Source organism: Nocardia sp. NPDC005745, from assembly GCF_040630775.1.
Lineage (GTDB): Bacteria > Actinomycetota > Actinomycetes > Mycobacteriales > Mycobacteriaceae > Nocardia.
This window is the reverse complement of sequence record NZ_JBEXYF010000004.1, coordinates 15,566-31,384: the sequence shown is the minus strand read 5'-3', so window position 1 is coordinate 31,384 and position 15,819 is coordinate 15,566. Positions and strand designations below refer to the sequence as shown.

Genomic DNA, 15,819 nt, shown 5'->3' with positions numbered 1-15,819 from the left:
GCCTCAGTCTCCCGCGACGGTGGCCACCGCACCGGCAGCGGACTCGGTCTCGGCGGGCCGAGCCGCCCGCACGGCGGCGAGCGCGTTCAGCCTGCCGTATCCGTACTTGTCGCTGTGCCCGTCCGCCCCGTACCCGCCGCCCTGCGGATCGATCTTGTCGCAGGCGTCTTTCAGCAGGTTCTTCACCTCGTCCGAAGTCAGGTCCGGATTCACCGACAACATCAATGCCACTGTTCCCGCGGCGCCCGGGCACGCGCTGGAGGTTCCGCCGAAGTCGTTGGTGTAGTCACCCGCCGCGTCGCCGGCCGCCACCGTGCCGGGGTTGTAGCCGTTCGCCCCGTGCCGATCCACCGTCCAGATCCCGGGCGTGAGTGGGTCGGGATGCCCGAAGGGTCGGTGCCCGAAGTCGCTGCTGGGGAACGCGCACCACACCGCTTTGCCGAAATCGCTGTAGACACTGCGTTTGCCGGTGTCGTTGCATGCCGCGACCGCGATCACCTTCGCGAAACCGGCGTAGCCGTCGTTGTCGACGGATTCGTTGCCGTTGCCCGCCGCGAACAGCACTACACAGCCCTTGCCGCCGCGTCCGCTGGTGACGGCGTATTCGATCGCCAGCCTGGTACTCGCCGGCAGCGCAACCACCCGGTTGTGCGCCGGATCGTTCGGCTGGAACCACCTGCCGTCGGCCGGGCCCCAGCTGCACGAGATGACGTCGGCCCCGTGATCGGCGGCCCACCCGAACGCTTCGGCCTCCGCCTGCGATCCGAGGCCCGAGGCGAGCCGGATCGGCATCAGCGCGGCCTCCGGCGCCACTCCGGAGGCTCCGGCCGTGCCGTTGGCGCACGCCACGCCCGCACACGCGGTGCCATGGTTGTCACCGTTGTCGGGGCCGGTGCCGAAGGAGTCTTTCGGGCGCGGATCATCGGTCTTCGCCGTGACATCCCGTGGCGCGACGATCTTCGCGGCGCCGGCGAACTCGGGATGGTCGATGTCGACACCGTCATCGATCACGGCGATCGTCACCCCCGCCCCGCGGGTGAGGGCATGCGCGGCTTCCACCGCCGCGTGCGCGTCGATCGTGACACCGCCGATGGTGGTCTTCTTCAGATGCCACTGCTGCGGGAAGATCGTCTTCCTGGCCCGGTGCCGGATCAGCTCCGGATGGCAGTACTCGACGTCGTCGCGATTCAGCAGGGCGGTGGCGATGTCGAAGACCCGCTGGCCGGTGCCCTCCGGCGCCGCCGTGAAGTAGGCGTTGGTGGCGTACGAAACCACCTGCTTCACAGTAAGATTCGCCGCGGCCAGGACGGCGAGGCAATGTTCGCGGTCGACGTGGTCGACGAACTTCACGAAGATGTTCTCGGTATAGAGCACCGGCTCCCCGGTCACCGGGTCCACCAGCACATGTCCGGCGAACCGCACCTCCGGCGCGGCCTCCAGCGCAGGCGTGCGTTCCTCCACCGATCTCGACCCCGCGGGCAGGCGATAGACCTCGACTCCTGCCTCCGGGTAGGCCTGCACCAGTGTCGCGTCGTCGAGTTCACCGCTCAGCGGTGTGCGCACCGACCCCGATTGCCGCCGGATCCCACGACCGCTGTGCGTGCGCACCACGATCAGATCGGGACTCTGCTCCAGCTCGAAACCAGGATCGTCCTTCGTACCGAAATTGGCGGTTGGCACCATGATCTCCTTAGCCGTGGGGACCCGAGCACCAACTATGAACTACATTCCGGCAACGAGGAAATATGAGCCGCCGACCCGGCGAGTGTACGACCGGGGTTGCGAGCCACCTCAACGGGATGACCGGCGACCAGGGGTCTCGCCGTGGATTCGGATTCGCGAATCCACGGCGAGAGAGCGGCCCGCGAGGTGATCAGCGGAAGGCCCGCCGGTACGCCTGCGGCGTGATCCCCACGGTCTTGCGGAAGACCTTCCGGAACGCGGCCACCGAGGCGAATCCCGTTTGGTCGGTGATGCACTCCATCGTGAGGATGGTCGTCTCGAGCAGCACCTGGGCCTTGCGCACCCGAACGGTCTGGAGCCACTCGTTCGGCGTCATCCGGACCTGCTCGTGGAAGCGCCGGATCAGCGTGCGCTTGCTGACGCCGGCTCGCTCCGCGAGGTCCAGCACGGTGATCTTCTTTCCGAGCATCGTTTCCGCCCATTCCAAGGTGGGATTGAGCGACATGCTGTCCGCCTCCGAGCGCGGACGTTCCGCGATGAACTGCGCCTGTCCCCCGTCGCGGGTCAGTGGCATCACCGAGAGCCGGGCGGTATCGGCCGCCACGGCGGTCCCGTAATCCATCCGGACCATATGGAGGCACAGATCCAGCCCTGCCGCGGCCCCCGCCGAAGTCAGGATGCTCCCGTTGTCGACATACAGCACCGTGGGATCCACGCGCACCCGCGGGTAGCTCCTCGACAATTCGGTGGCGGCCATCCAATGCGTCGTCGCCCGCCTTCCGTCGAGCAACCCGACCGAGGCGAGGGTGAACGCGCCGAGACAGATCGATGCCACCCGCGCGCCCCGCTCGTGCGCCCGCACCAATGCCTTTCGCAACCGCTCCGAAGGCCAGGACCGGTAGCTCATCGCTCCCGGAACGATGATGGTTCCGGCCTCCTCCTCGAGATATTCGATGTCACCGAGACACGAGATTTCGAAGAACTTCGACGGGACGTCGGAGTTCACCCCGCAGACATGGACCTCGTACGCAGCAGTTCCGTCCTCCTGCTGGGCCCGCCCGAAGATTTCCAGCGGCACCGAGAGATCGAACGGAATCACGTCGTCTACGGCCAGAACAGCCAGTGATCTCATGCCTTCGACCTAGTCGGCCTGCTGTAGCGCTTCCGGCCCGGCCACCACCAACCCGGCGCGGAGCAAGCGCTTCAAGGCGCGTCCCTGCAGCACCGTCAACCGTGGCGCCAGCTCCGACCACCGTGCCGGACCGCGGTTCAGCGTTTCCCACAGCTCCTTGCCCCCGTCTCGATCCAGGCACCGCACCTCGTTGCCCGGATCGGACGCGGAGTAGATCCGGTGGCAGTCCACGGTATCGGCGAGCGGCGACGGCGCCGCCTCGCTGTTGGCGATGGGGTCTCGCCAGTACGCGGCCAGTCCTTCGCGAGCTGCCTGCGGAATCTCGAACGGCGGCGACATCCCTTTGAAGCCTGGGATATCGGCCGCCACACCGGTGCGGATGCGTGCGTCCGGGGACAGCGTCACGATGTCCTCCGGTGCCAGCTCGACCGCGTCGGCGGCGGTGTAGGCCCGCAGATAGGGCCCCTCGGTGGCCAGGTCACGCGGGTCGCGGGTGCCCTTCGTCATGATGTTCAGCAGGTCGGGCACCAGGGCGGTGTTCAGCAGCGCCTGGAAGGTGCCCTCGGTGGCGTTGTCGACCTCCACCCGCCGGCCTTCCGCGCTCCAGTACGGGCTGTCCGGATGCGAGCGCGAGATCTCGTGATACCACTGGTCGATGCTCAGCGCCCATGTCTCCGCCATCCCGCGCCACTCGACGTCGTAGTCACGCCAGAGGTCTTCCTTCGATTGCTCGTCCAAGTCCTTGTCGAAGGTCTTGCGCAGCACCAATGCGGCCGCCCACGCCTGCGTGACGGCGAAGGACATCCCGGAGGAGAACAGCGGATCGACGAAGTACGACGCGTCCCCGACCGCCATCCAGCGATCCGCGTACGAACCGAAACAATCGCTGACCCGGGAATAGTTGGTGGCGGTGAGCATTTCCCGACGAATCGGTTCCGCGTTCGCCACCAGGTCCTGCAGCACCGGGATCGACTTGATCGTCTTCAGGAAGATGTCCGGATCTCGCAGATCCACGCGCGCGATCGACTCCGGGTTGGTCACGATGCCGATCGACCACACGGTTTCCCGAGTGCCGTCGACCAGCCGAGGCGTCGGGATGTACCACACCCATCCGTGCTCGAAGGCCACCGCGTAGATCGGCGACAAGTTCTCGGCCCGGAAGACATTCCAGTCACCGGCAGCGCGTTGCGCGGGCACGCAGTTGCGGTAATGCGACCAGACGGCCACGTTGCGGTAGTCCGAGAGCCATTGCTTGTCGCGCTGCGACCCGCGGGCGGCCACTTGATTCGCCCGCCCGGACGCATCGACGAAATAGCCTGCCTTGACTTCGGTTCCGTCTTCCAGGACCACCGTGGCCGCACCCCCGTCGAGGAGGAAGCGCGTCACCCGCACGCCCTGGAAGACATGGGCGCCGCAGGACTCGGCGTGCTCGAGCAGCACGGTGTCGAATTCCGCGCGATTGACGTGGACGGACCAGCGGTACACGCCGTCGGCCAGGTAGTCCGCGTGCTCGAAGAAGCCGACGAACGGCCGGTCGGTGTCCCACTGGTAGATGCCGCCGTACTTCTGGATCCAGCACTCGCTCGCGAGCACCTTCTCCAGCGCCCCGCTCGCTTGCAGGACGGGGACGAGGGGATGCGCACCCGATTCGCCGATGTGCTCACGCGGGAACACCTCGCGATCGAAGATCGCCACGCGCAGATCGGTTTCGCGGCAGAGCATCGCGGCGAGCGTGGAGCCCGCGGGACCACCGCCCATGATGACGACGTCGTACTCGGTTGCTGGTCGAGAGATCGGTGCAGCCATTGATATTCCTCTCTGATGGCCCATTGCTCAGATGATCTGAATGCGCTGGAGGTGCCGGGAAACCGATTCGGTGAACGCATTCCGGCCGTGCAGCAGAGCGTGGTTCTCGGCCACGACGATGTCGCCGGTCCGCCACTCGTGGGCGTAGCAGTAGCGCGCGTCGTGCAGCCGCTCGCGCAGGTCCTCCAGCACTCGGACGCCGTCCTCGGCCGATATGCCGTCGACCGTCAAGAACAGCGGATTGGCGTAACGCGCGGGATCCAAGGGCTCGGCATATCTGATCGTCGTCTCGCCCGTGGCCGGATGAGTGCCCAGCAGTGGCCATTCGGCCAGGCCGCCGTAGTGCGCGAGTTTGTCGGTCCGGTAGGTGATCGTGGTGCGGGCCCACAGCTCTTTCAGGTCTTCCGGCGCGTCCCGATAGACCTGGACGCTGTCACAGAACACGGTCTCGCCACCCGCGCCCTCGCCCTGCACGCATTGGAACAGGAAGAACCGCGGCACGTGCTCGGCGAACGCGCCATCCCAGTGGAACGGAACATCGCCTTTGTCGAAGAGGTAGTTCTCGGCGGTGTCGCGAACCACCAGATCGAGGATCGACCCGAAGTTCCATTGCAGGATCTCTCCGGCCGCGCGGCAATAGTTTTCGAGTTCCGCCTTGCCGAGGAGGCCGAACCCGCGCAGTACCGACACTTTCGCGCCGAGCGTCAACGCGAGCAGTTCCTCGATCGGCACGTCGGCGAGCGTCCGCCCCGGTACATCGGAGGCCACCAGACGGCCGAACGGCCGCAGCGGCTCGCCTTCGAGCAGTACCTCGTTCAAGCTTTTCGTCATGAGTTTCCTAGGTCTTGCCGTGATTCGGTCTCTGCTGTTCGCCCGAGGACGAAATGACTGGGGCGACTGTTGCGCCACACCAGGCGAGCGCCCAGTTCCTCGGCATGCATCCGCTTGACCAGCGTGTAATTCGTTCCGTCGTCGAGCACCACGCCATGCCACGGAGTCAGCCAGCTGTCCTGGGTCCGCAAGAGATGGAATCCGATCTTCTCGGAGTGATTCGTCTGCGGATGGATCGACAGCCGCACCGCGTCCGGGAAGATCTCCGCCATCAGACGGCTCCACGCCTGACTGCGCTGCACCACTTCGTAAGCCGTCTCCTTCGATCGGTTCCGCCGCTGTGTGGCCGACAGCCCGGGCAGCAGCACGGAATTGTCCTCGACCATGAACCGATGGATTCCGTTGAACATCCGCCGGGCCGCCGCCTCGGTCCGGACCGCCTCGCGCAGCACGTCGATGCCGTCGGAGTACTCCTTCAGCAGGCGCAGCCTGCGTTCGTCCCAGGTCATTTCCGGCATGGCGTCGCGCAGCCCGTACAGCCCGATGGAACCGCCGCCGGTCGACCGGATGATGCGGCGCAGCTCGTCACCGTAATGGTCGACGTGCAGGTCCGGGATGCCCAACGTGTCACTGAAGACATGCCCGTCGGAACAGATCGTGACGATGGCGCCCGGCCGGTAGACGGCCGAGATCTGGTCGCAGAATCCTTGCAGGGACTCGATCGCCAGCGTCTCCGCCATATCGGGCAGGCGCCCCAGCGTCTTGCGGCGGTTGCGCGACTTCGCCGGGAACGCGGGGATGATGAAATGGACCGGCACACCGGCTTCGATGTACCGGCTCACCTTGCTCAGGTGCGGTGCGAAGCAGTCCGCGCACGGGGCCGAGTCGCACAGCGACTTCGGTTCGGCACTGCGCCGGCGCGCGAAGACCATGCGAAGTATCTGAGTGGCAACCGATCCGACATCATCGGCGGGATTCGGCTTCAGCTGTGGTTGTCCGAGCTCCTGAACATGCTCGGAGCCATTGTCGACAGTCGTACTCATCACTACCTTCCGGGCACACCAAACGAGCGCACGCAACCGGACCGCACGGCAAAAGTTCCGCTATCAGCGCGGATCGAGCCGTCGATGGTTGCCTGCGATCAGAACGTCGTAGTAGGACACGGATTCAGGCGTCGGATTCCATACGATATCCGGTATCGGCGAGCCCCGATGCTCACAGCCAGATCTGAATCACGTAGTCCATTCGATCGAACACCCCCCACGTTCACAACCGATTCTGTGGTTTATAACACTCCCAGGATACCTCCGAACAGACTGCCGGGCAACCACATTCCGGCACACCGCGACAAAAAAGAATCCGGAGGCCCGTGGCGACGCCACGAGCCTCCGAACAGGCATTTCGGAATTTGTCGGTCGTGCAGCTGGATCGCCTAGCCGGCCACCCTTTCTCCGACCACCGTCGATCGTTTCGGCCGAGCAAAGCGGCGCATCGCCGGAGATTCCACGAAAGTGAACAACAACCATGCGGCGAAGAGATTCAGGCAGAACAACAGGACGATCAGCAGCACCGCGACCGGAGCACCGAACGTAGCGGCGTTCATCAATCGACGGACGTAGAACACCGTCACGCCTTGACAGATGTAGAAGGCGAACGAGATCTCGCCGAGCCGGATCGCGAGCCTGCTCGACAGGAACTTCGACGCGCCCTCGATGTCGGACTGGGCCGCGGCCCCGATCAGCAGCGCGAGCGGAACCGCGGTCGCCAGGACGAAACCGACGTAGAACGGCGTGTACATCGCCACCACGTATCCCGCCCCGACCGCCGCCACCGCCGTCCAGAGCGGAATGCGCGGCCAGCGCCCCTCCGCCACTATCCGGGCGATGAACACGCCGAGGAAGAATTCGAAGAGACGCGTGGGCGGGAAGAGATATCCGAACCACAGTTGCAGCACCGGTATGGGCGTGAGTTCCGATTTTTCGGAACTCGGTATGACGAACGCGGTCAGCAGGACGATCACGCCCATGCCGGCCACCATGGCCGCGGCGCCGTACCACAGATATTTCGCGTCGATGCGCAGGACCGCCGGAATCAGAAATGGAAAGAGTACGTAGAAGAGAAGCTCACAGGACAATGTCCACGACGGTGTGTTGACGCCCGCATTGATATAATTCTGCGGAAACCAGGCGTGCAGCAGAAAAAGATTCGGCAGCCACGCCTTCCACGGTGTTATCGCCGCCGCGAACAACACCATCGATGCCACCCAGAGCGTCAGATGGTTGGGAAAAATCTTGACCACTCGCCGCCGGATGAACTGAAGCTTGCTCGCTCCCGGTTTCCACGACCAGGTCAGCACGAAGCCGCTCAGGATGAAGAAGAACGACACCCCGAGGAATCCGGCTTTGCCGACCACCCACGCCGCGTCGTACGCGATATCCGGATCGGAGAAGAGGTTCACCGGCTTGTACGGAGGTATCGGCGAGTTGGGCAGCATCACATGGAAGACGAAGACCGAGAATGCCGCGAAGAACCGCAGTCCGGTCAGCGACGGTAGCCGTTTGCGCTTGTCGAGATCCATCGCGATCAGCCCAGTCCGACAACGAAGGGGAATTCCGGTCTGCCGCCGAGCACGAAGGCGCCCGTGGACTGGATCACCTGGTCGTGCGCGATGATGTGCCGTGCCATCGTGTTCGTGTCACGCAACCAGATGTCGAGCGGATTCGGCCGGTAGATCGACTCGGTGCCGACGAGTTCGCACAGACGGGTGACGATGCGCTGCGCCGCGCGGAACGCGTTGGTCCTCGCCAACGCGCTCGCGATCCTGAGGTCGGCGGGCAGCTCCGCGAAACGTTTGCCGTCCAGCGCGTCCCACAGTTCCGTCAGCGTGTTGACCACCGCGCCGCGGGCGACGATGTACTCCATCTCGCACTCACCGAGCAGGTACTGGGCACGGTAGTTGTCGGCCCACTTCTGACCGGTGGCGGTCACCGTCTTCCCGTCCGCGATGCCACGGACGTAGTCCAGGGCCGCACGAGCCGTTCCCAGCGGTACACCCGGCATGATCCGGGCCAGAGCCTCCGGTTCGGACAGCTTTCCGCTACAGCTCTTCCTTTCGCCGAACGCGAAGGAATGATGCTCGGGCACGAAGAGATCCTCGACCGCGTAATCATTGCTCCCGCTGCCACGCAGACCCGTGGTGTCCCAGGTGTCGAAGACCGCGACCTGATCGCGGCGCATGTAGAACAGCCGCACCAGCGGGCCGCCTTCCGCGGTCTCCTCCATCCGGCCGCCCGAGGTCACGAAAGCGCCGCCCATAACCAGGTCCGCGTGCGTGATCGCGCTGCCGAACTTCCACCGGCCCGTCAACCGGTAGCCGTCGGCCACCCGCTCGGCGCGACCGGCCGGGAAGATCAGTCCCGCCGTGATCAGATCCTGCGTCGGCATCAGCTCCGCGATGGCCCGCTCGTCGAGATAGCCGGCGTAGATCCCGGTCGCCGCGCCGATCATGGCACACCAGCCGGTGGCCGTATCCCCGTAGGACAGCGCCTCGACGACCTCGAACTGCTCGAGCGAGGTCAGACCAGGGCCGCCGATCTCCGCGCTGAAACACATTCGGTAGACGCCGATCTCACGAAGCCGCTCGACGATGTCCATCGGAAGCTTGCGCTCGGCATCGATCTCACTGCGACGTGCCGCGAGGTCGGGCGCCAGCGAACGTACCGCCGACAGCAGGGAGGTGGCCGAAATTGTTGCTGCAGTCATGTCCTGATTCCTAAGCCGGAGAATTTGCCTGCGACTCGCGCAGGAGGAGTTCGATCGCCGAAGTGGTCTGCTCGGGCCCCAGCGCCGAGTAGCCGCCGTCCACGGTCCACTCGGCGCCGGTGACGAAGCTCGCCTTGGACGATGCGAGAAACGCTGCCACCTCGCCGATTTCGCGCGCGTCACCCGCCCTGCCGAGCATGTGGAACCGGGATGCGACCGCGTCGGTGCGGGCCCGGTCTCCCTCGGTGATCTCGTCCATCACCCGGGACCAGGTCCAGCCCGGCGAAACGCTGTTCACCCGGATTCCGTCGCCCGCGTACTCCAGGGCGAGACTGCGGGTCAGCTGCAACAACCCGGCCTTGCTGACGGGGTATCGAAGTCGCCCGGCTTGAGCGATACGTCCACTGGGAGAGGTGAAATTCACGATGGACCCCGACGTGTCCCGCAATGCGGGTCGCGCCGCTTCACACAGCATCGCCGTACCGACCACATTCGTGTTCAGCACCTCGAGCCACGCTGCCCGCGCATCCCCGCCCGGCCCATCGTCACCGTAGACGCAGGCGATGTTGATCAGCGCGTCGATCCGTCCGTGCCGGTCGACCGCTTCCGCGACGAAGGACTCGACCGACGAATCGCTGCGCAGGTCGACGGGCACGAAGACAGCTCGGTCGCCGATCTCGGCGGCCGCCCCCTTCCCCCCGTCCGTATCGATGTCACCCAGTACGACATTCGCGGAATATTCGGCGAAGACCCGAGCGACTTCAGCGCCGATGATGGTTGCCGCACCGGTTACGAGTACCGTCTTATCTTCGAACAACGTCGACTCCCCTCGGCTGCGCCCTCGACCGGCGCACGCCACGGCTCGAAGTATTCCGAACGGAAAGAGCGACCAGCCAGTACCATTCGCGACAGAGATGCACAACTTTGCGCCAGTGGGCCCGGCGCCATGACGGTTGTGGCGTAGATCACTCCGCACGCTCGGCCGCCGGGCGGATGCGATATCGTCTCAGTGCAGGCAGTCCATGTTTCGGGGGTTCCGCGCTGCGGTCGATGCGTGACGGCGATGTCCCGTGCGAACATCGAATCCGGTCCCGCGATGTCCTCAATGTCGAACGGAGTCGAGGCGTTGCCGAGCGACCAAATGATCTTCTTGTTACTGGATCTCGTATTGATCGTGGGCGCGGCACGCCTGCTGGGCTGGCTGGCCGAGAAGGTGGGGCAGCCCGCGGTGATCGGCGAGATCGTGGCGGGCATACTCGCGGGGCCGACGGTTCTCGGGGCACACTTGTCCGAGACGGTCTTTCCGCACGACACTCGTTCGTATCTCACGGCATTCGCGAACGTCGGCGTGATGATCTTCATGTTCTCGGCGGGTCTCGAGATGGATCTGCGATCGGTCGCCGGACGGCGGCGTTCGGTCGCGGGGATCGCGCTCTCGGCCTACCTCGTACCCTTCGCGCTCGGTTCCGTCGTCGCGCTGTGGGCGCTGGCCCGGCACGACGGCGGCAACCGGCTGAACTTCGCGCTGTTCATCGGTTGCGCCTTGGCGGTCACGGCCTTTCCGGTGCTGGCCCGGATCCTGCACGACCGCAAGCTGCTCGGCACCCGCCTGGGCCAGTCGGCGATGACCTGCGCCGCGCTGGACGACGTTCTCGCCTGGTGCGTCCTGGCGGTGGTCATCGGCATCGCCCGGCCCGGTCTCGATCACCACTGGCGGCTGCTGCTGTTCGTCCCGCTGGTCGTGGTGTTGTGGTGGGCGGTGCGTCCGGCTCTCGACCGGCTCGCGGGCGCCGGTTCCGAGAAGAACACGAGCAACATGGTCTTCCTCGGCGTCGCGGGCGCACTGTTGCTGGGAGCCGCCACCGAATGGCTCGGACTGCATCTGATCTTCGGCGCGTTCCTGTTCGGTGTCGTGTTCCCCCGGCGGCTGCGCGCGGCCGTCGACAGCGGCGCGCAACTGCTGAGCAGCATCTTCCTGCCCGCCTTCTTCGTGGTGGCCGGCCTGCAGGTCGATCTCGGCGCCATCGATCGCGCTGGTATCGCCGAATTCGCCGCGATCATGTTCGCCGCCCTCGTGGGCAAACTCGGCGGCACCTATCTGGCCGCCCGGCTCGGCCGCAGCGACAGGGCGGAAGCGGCGGCCCTCGCGGCGCTGATGAACACCAGAGGCCTGACGGAACTGGTGATCCTCAACATCGGGCTGACGATCGGCGTCATCGACGAGCGGCTCTACTCGTTGCTGGTCATGATGGCATTGATCACCACCGCGATGACAGCGCCGTTGCTGAAACTCTGCGGTATCACCGCCCCTCGCGATGACCGGCCGCCGGGGACGAGGAAACAACAGCGGCGCAGCGATTCCGCCGTCGAGGCCGAGGCCACGGCCCCATGAGGCAACGGGGAGAAACCACGGGCCGCACCCACACGGATCGGCCGGCGAGGCCACGTGGCGGCGAGGAACGCACTGTCCCGGCGGCTTTCGTGGATGTCGACGAAACATTGGTCCGTTGCGTCACTTTCCTGTCCTTGTTCGTGTTCGACGCGCGGCGCCGTGGGCGCGGCGCGCAGGCCGATGGCGTGGTCGAGGAGTTCCGGGCGCTGCGGGCGGCGGGGATGAGCCGTGCCGAATCCCATCGGTGGTTCTACCGGCAATGGGCCGGCCGCGACCTCGCCGACGTGCGACGCGCCGGCGACGACTGGTTCGCGAGCTGCGTCGCGGACCCGGCGTTCTTCAATCTCGCGGTCCGGCGCAGGCTGGACGAACTGTCCCGCACCGGGACTCGCATCATCCTGGTATCGGGCTCGTTCAACCCGGCGCTGCGCCCGATCGCCGAAGCCGTCGGCGCCACCTCGGTGCTGTGCACGACGATGGAGACGGCGGCCGGTAAGTACACCGGCGAGGTCCTGGCGACGATGGTCGGTGCCGACAAGTCCGCGGCACTGCTGCGCTACGCCGAGCGGGCGGCCATCGACCTGTCGTCCTGCACGGCGTTCGGCGATCACCACTCCGACACCGCGATGTTCGAGCTGGTCGGTCATCCGGTCGTCGTCGGCGACTCCGATCCGCGACTGCACGGTTATCGCGCGGAGCGGCTGCCCGGCTAGGTCCCCGGCACCCGCCGGTTTCCGATCGTGAACGTGCGCCGGTACTGCGCCGGACTGACCCCGAGGTGACGCTTGAACACCGCGCGGGTGTTGGCCGGATTTCCGAGGCCGACGCGATAGCCGATCTGGTCGACGGGGAGTTCGGTCGTCTCGAGCAGTTCCCGCGCCTGGTTCAGGCGCGCGCTGGTGATCCAGACGTGCGTGGAGGTACCGGTCTCCTCCCGGAATCGCCGGATGAAGCTGCGGCGCGAAAGATTCGATCGCTTGGCGAGATCGTCGAGCGAATGCCGGTGGTCGAGGTTGGCGAGAATCCACGCCCGTGTGTCGGAGAGCAGGCCGGTGGACGTCTGCTCCAGGAACTGCCGGGTGTACTGGGCTTGACCGCCCTCGCGCACCGGGGGCGCCACCAGGTCGCGGGCGCGTTCGTTGGCGGCCGCGGCGCCGATGTCCTTGCGCACCACGTGCAGGCAGAGGTCGATCCCGCTGGTCACGCCCGCGGAGGTCAGCACGTCACCGTCGTCCACGAACAGGCGATCGGCATGAACCTCGACGTTCGGATACCTGCTCTGCAACAGCGGTGCGGCCCGCCAATGCGTCGTAGCGGGACGGCCGTCCAGCAGTCCCGCGGCGGCCAGAGCGAAAGCACCGGTACAGATCGACAGCATTCGCGCGCCTCGTGCGTGGGCGTCGCGCAGCGCTCGCAGCACCGGTTCCGGCGGCGGCTCCCCGTACGACGCGTAACCGGGCACCACCACCGTGCCCGCGTGCCGCAGAGCCTCCAGCCCCGCCGTCGCCACGCAGGACAACCCCGGCACCGAGGTCGTCGCCATCGGCGAGACCGCGCACACCTCGAGCCGGTAGTTGGGGTCGGAGCCGAACACGTCGATCGGAATCGCGGCATCCAGAACAACCACTTCGTCGGGTATGACGACGGTGACTCGACGCGCTCCCCCATCCGCTTCCATGGCCCGATCGTAGCGGTGATCGGCACTCGGGCTACTACCCCAGCCTTCCGGCGCGCACATAGCCTCGCTTGAGCGTCCGAGCCGACAAGCCGAAAGAAGGGGTTTGATGTCCGATATCACGGACTTCTCCACCACCAACGGAGGGTTCCGGAGTGTGGTCGTGACTGCTATCGAGATGTCGACCGCTGTCGGCGCCGACACCGATGCGACCTGGAAAGGACTGCTCGCCGGGGAAACCGGGATCGCGAAGGTGCAAGACCCCGACTTCGAGCGCTTCCAGGTTCCCGTCGACATCGGCGGCCAGTTCAAACTGGATCCGACCGACGAACTCAGCCGCGTCCAGAAGCGCCGCATGTCCTACGTCCAGCAGATCGCCTATGTCATGGGCAATCGGATCTGGGACACCGCGGGCAGGCCGGAAGTCGATCTGGATCGTCTCGGCGTCTGCATCGGCACCGGTCTCGGCGGCGCCGACACGATCATCGAGTCCAACGACCTGATGCGCGAGGCGGGCTACCGCAAGGTGTCTCCCTTCGCGGTGCCCATGGCCATGCCGAACGGCGCCGCCGCGGTGGTCGGGTTGGAACTCGGCGCGCGAGCCAGCGTGATCACGCCCGTCTCGGCCTGCGCTTCGGGATGCGAGGCGCTGGTGCACGCGTGGCGTTCGATCATCCTCGGCGAGGCCGACATCGTCGTCGCGGGCGGCGTGGAGGGCCGCATCAATCCGCTGGCGGTGGCCGGATTCTCGATGATGCGGGCGTTGAGCACACGGATCGACGAACCCGAAGCCGCGTCGCGCCCGTTCGACCGGGATCGCGACGGTTTCGTGTTCGGCGAAGCCGCCGCGTTGTTCGTGCTGGAGTCGGAGGACCACGCGAGGGCGCGCGGGGCGAAGCCCCTGGCTCGCCTGATGGGCGCGGGCCTGACCGCCGACGGCTACCACATGGTGTTGCCTCACCCGGACGGCGCGGGGAACATTCGAGCGATGCGCCGCGCGATCGAAACGGCCGGCGTGAGCGCCACCGATATCGACCACGTCAACGCGCACGCCACGGCCACTCCGTTCGGGGACCTGGCGGAAGCGAGGGGGATCCGAGCGGCGGTAGGCGACCACGCCTCGGTCTACGCGCCGAAATCCGCGTTGGGACACTCGGTCGGCGCGGTGGGCGCGGTGGAAGCCGCCCTGACCGTGCTCAGCGTCCGGGACGGGGTGGTGCCGCCCACGCTGAACCTCGACAATCAGGACCCCGAGATCGATCTCGACATCGTGCACGGCAGCGCGCGCACCCAGAACATCGAATACGCGCTGAACAACTCCTACGGTTTCGGCGGCCACAACGCGGCCGTCGTCTTCGGCCGCTGCTGACCGCGGCCATGCGTGGCCTGCCATCCGTGCGGGTCACGCATGGCGGGCGCGACTACCGGAATCCTCTTCGCCGGGCCGGCCGTTCCCGGCACCGCGGCGAGCGCGTTTCCCGCGGGCGATCTCCGTCGCGAGCGCGTCCAGCGGTTGAGCGAACTGGTGCAGCGGGTCGACCAGTCCGGTGAGCCAAGCCCTGGCGGCATCGATACCCTCCGAATCGAGGGCGTACAGCCGTCGCGTGCCTTCGGCGCGGACCCGCACCAGCCCGGCGTCGCGAAGCACCTTGAGGTGCTGGGAGACGCCGGGCTGAGAGATCGGCGTGTGCTGCCGCACGGCGGCGACCAGCGCGCCCGCAGGCTGTTCGTCGGCCGCCACCGTTTCGAGGATGAACCGGCGGACCGGGTCGCCGAGCGCCTCGAAGATCTTCGCCGGAGAACGGTCCATCAGGCCTCGGAGCCGTGTGCGGGGTCGATGGTGTAGAAGTCGACGGTCCGCAGCGCCGCCGCGTTCGCGGCGGCGGGGTCGTCACCGTCGCCGACCGCAGCCTCCGCCCAGCCGAGCGCCGCCGTCCGCACGAACGTCACGCCCTCGGGCGTCGTCGGGAATGCCATGCCCTCGGCGGGGTCGACCGGATCTCCGCTCGCCAAGTGCAGCCCCAGGCCCATCAGGGCGAGATCCCAGCCGACGCCCACCGCCCCCGGGCCGAATTGCGTCCAGAACCCCGGATCGACCGGCGCCTCGTGCGCCAACTCCAGTTCGGTGCCGTCCCCGGCGGGGGTGAGACGGACCGTCAGCCAGGAGATCTGCGGCCCCATCTCCCAGGTCACGGCGAACCGTTCCGGCGCATCGCACTCTTCGACGACACCGCTGGCATTGCCCTCCAGTTGGTAGCGCCCACCGACGCGCAGGTCACCGCTGACGGGCAGGAACCAGCGCGGAATCCGCTCGATATCGGTGAGCGCGTCCCACAGATCCGCCTGATCCGTCGGGTAGCGGCGGCGCGCGACGGCGATCCTCGTCGGCGCGCCGTCGCGGGATCCGGTGCGGACTTCGCGGGTAACGAGCCCGGCGATGGCTGCGGGATCGGTCAACAGTGGCATGAAACCTCCTTGAATAAGTTTTGACTTATATTAGCACCCTCAGGTGAACCGCGACACCACTCCCGCGTTTCC

Annotated in this window: 14 protein-coding genes; 3 read left to right on the top strand and 11 right to left on the bottom strand. The window is 66.5% G+C overall.

What is annotated here, in order from left to right:
- Nucleotides 1-3: 3 nt before the first annotated feature.
- The 8 genes from ABZ420_RS05900 to ABZ420_RS05865 all read right to left on the bottom strand — a co-directional run bounded on the left by ABZ420_RS05900 (nt 4) and on the right by ABZ420_RS05865 (nt 10,031).
- Nucleotides 4-1,683, bottom strand: a complete 1,680-nt coding sequence (locus tag ABZ420_RS05900) for a S8 family serine peptidase (protein WP_357117494.1) — start codon at nt 1,681-1,683, stop codon at nt 4-6.
- A 190-nt stretch (nt 1,684-1,873) separates the two neighbouring features.
- Nucleotides 1,874-2,815, bottom strand: a complete 942-nt coding sequence (locus ABZ420_RS05895) for a helix-turn-helix domain-containing protein (protein ID WP_357117492.1) — start codon at nt 2,813-2,815, stop codon at nt 1,874-1,876.
- Between the two features lie 9 nt (nt 2,816-2,824).
- The gene (locus ABZ420_RS05890) at nt 2,825-4,621 is read right to left on the bottom strand and encodes an NAD(P)/FAD-dependent oxidoreductase (RefSeq protein ID WP_357117490.1); all 1,797 of its coding nucleotides are present in this window, start codon (nt 4,619-4,621) and stop codon (nt 2,825-2,827) included.
- 27 nt (nt 4,622-4,648) lie between these two features.
- On the bottom strand, nt 4,649-5,452 hold the full coding sequence (locus tag ABZ420_RS05885; RefSeq protein ID WP_357117488.1) for a TauD/TfdA family dioxygenase: 804 nt from the start codon (nt 5,450-5,452) through the stop codon (nt 4,649-4,651).
- Nucleotides 5,449-6,384: an isocyanide synthase family protein gene (locus ABZ420_RS05880; protein ID WP_357117486.1), complete on the bottom strand. Its 936-nt coding sequence runs from the start codon at nt 6,382-6,384 to the stop codon at nt 5,449-5,451. The genes ABZ420_RS05885 and ABZ420_RS05880 overlap by 4 nt, the downstream gene beginning before the upstream one ends.
- Before the next feature lie 500 nt (nt 6,385-6,884).
- Nucleotides 6,885-8,030: an acyltransferase gene (locus ABZ420_RS05875; protein WP_357117484.1), complete on the bottom strand. Its 1,146-nt coding sequence runs from the start codon at nt 8,028-8,030 to the stop codon at nt 6,885-6,887.
- 5 nt (nt 8,031-8,035) lie between these two features.
- Complete coding sequence (locus ABZ420_RS05870; protein WP_357117482.1) at nt 8,036-9,214, bottom strand: acyl-CoA dehydrogenase family protein; 1,179 nt, start codon at nt 9,212-9,214, stop codon at nt 8,036-8,038.
- Between the two features lie 10 nt (nt 9,215-9,224).
- The gene (locus tag ABZ420_RS05865) at nt 9,225-10,031 is read right to left on the bottom strand and encodes an SDR family oxidoreductase (protein ID WP_357117480.1); all 807 of its coding nucleotides are present in this window, start codon (nt 10,029-10,031) and stop codon (nt 9,225-9,227) included.
- A 279-nt stretch (nt 10,032-10,310) separates the two neighbouring features.
- Here ABZ420_RS05865 and ABZ420_RS05860 point away from each other — a divergent pair, with 279 nt between their 5' ends.
- Together ABZ420_RS05860 and ABZ420_RS05855 are read left to right on the top strand one after the other, a co-directional pair.
- Entirely contained in the window at nt 10,311-11,606 is a 1,296-nt protein-coding gene (locus tag ABZ420_RS05860) for a cation:proton antiporter (RefSeq protein WP_357117478.1), read from the top strand.
- 89 nt (nt 11,607-11,695) lie between these two features.
- Entirely contained in the window at nt 11,696-12,319 is a 624-nt protein-coding gene (locus ABZ420_RS05855; RefSeq protein ID WP_357117476.1) for an HAD-IB family hydrolase, read from the top strand.
- Here ABZ420_RS05855 and ABZ420_RS05850 read toward each other — a convergent pair.
- The gene (locus ABZ420_RS05850) at nt 12,316-13,284 is read right to left on the bottom strand and encodes a helix-turn-helix domain-containing protein (RefSeq protein ID WP_357117474.1); all 969 of its coding nucleotides are present in this window, start codon (nt 13,282-13,284) and stop codon (nt 12,316-12,318) included. The two genes, ABZ420_RS05855 and ABZ420_RS05850, sit on opposite strands and share 4 nt — an antisense overlap.
- 106 nt (nt 13,285-13,390) lie before the next feature.
- Here ABZ420_RS05850 and ABZ420_RS05845 point away from each other — a divergent pair, with 106 nt between their 5' ends.
- The gene (locus tag ABZ420_RS05845; protein WP_062973381.1) at nt 13,391-14,650 is read left to right on the top strand and encodes a KasA/KasB family beta-ketoacyl-ACP synthase; all 1,260 of its coding nucleotides are present in this window, start codon (nt 13,391-13,393) and stop codon (nt 14,648-14,650) included.
- 33 nt (nt 14,651-14,683) lie between these two features.
- Here the strand turns inward: ABZ420_RS05845 and ABZ420_RS05840 are convergent, their stop codons facing one another.
- Nucleotides 14,684-15,091 (bottom strand): metalloregulator ArsR/SmtB family transcription factor, encoded by a 408-nt coding sequence (locus ABZ420_RS05840; protein ID WP_357117472.1) that lies wholly within the window; start codon nt 15,089-15,091, stop codon nt 14,684-14,686.
- Nucleotides 15,091-15,747 carry an SRPBCC family protein gene (locus ABZ420_RS05835; RefSeq protein WP_357117470.1) on the bottom strand — a complete coding sequence of 219 codons (657 nt, stop codon included), beginning with the start codon at nt 15,745-15,747 and terminating at the stop codon, nt 15,091-15,093. The genes ABZ420_RS05840 and ABZ420_RS05835 overlap by 1 nt, the downstream gene beginning before the upstream one ends.
- Nucleotides 15,748-15,819 lie beyond the last annotated feature (72 nt).

Bases quoted from the DNA above. Each gene is read 5' to 3' on its own strand.
- ABZ420_RS05875 (WP_357117484.1), bottom strand. From the start codon at position 8,030: ATGGATCTCGACAAGCGCAAACGGCTACCGTCGCTGACCGGACTGCGG.
- ABZ420_RS05890 (WP_357117490.1), bottom strand. From the start codon at position 4,621: ATGGCTGCACCGATCTCTCGACCAGCAACCGAGTACGACGTCGTCATC.
- ABZ420_RS05835 (WP_357117470.1), bottom strand. From the start codon at position 15,747: ATGCCACTGTTGACCGATCCCGCAGCCATCGCCGGGCTCGTTACCCGC.
- ABZ420_RS05900 (WP_357117494.1), bottom strand. From the start codon at position 1,683: ATGGTGCCAACCGCCAATTTCGGTACGAAGGACGATCCTGGTTTCGAG.
- ABZ420_RS05850 (WP_357117474.1), bottom strand. From the start codon at position 13,284: ATGGAAGCGGATGGGGGAGCGCGTCGAGTCACCGTCGTCATACCCGAC.
- ABZ420_RS05880 (WP_357117486.1), bottom strand. From the start codon at position 6,384: ATGGTCTTCGCGCGCCGGCGCAGTGCCGAACCGAAGTCGCTGTGCGAC.
- ABZ420_RS05895 (WP_357117492.1), bottom strand. From the start codon at position 2,815: ATGAGATCACTGGCTGTTCTGGCCGTAGACGACGTGATTCCGTTCGAT.
- ABZ420_RS05840 (WP_357117472.1), bottom strand. From the start codon at position 15,091: ATGGACCGTTCTCCGGCGAAGATCTTCGAGGCGCTCGGCGACCCGGTC.
- ABZ420_RS05860 (WP_357117478.1), top strand. From the start codon at position 10,311: ATGTCCTCAATGTCGAACGGAGTCGAGGCGTTGCCGAGCGACCAAATG.
- ABZ420_RS05885 (WP_357117488.1), bottom strand. From the start codon at position 5,452: ATGACGAAAAGCTTGAACGAGGTACTGCTCGAAGGCGAGCCGCTGCGG.
- ABZ420_RS05845 (WP_062973381.1), top strand. From the start codon at position 13,391: ATGTCCGATATCACGGACTTCTCCACCACCAACGGAGGGTTCCGGAGT.
- ABZ420_RS05870 (WP_357117482.1), bottom strand. From the start codon at position 9,214: ATGACTGCAGCAACAATTTCGGCCACCTCCCTGCTGTCGGCGGTACGT.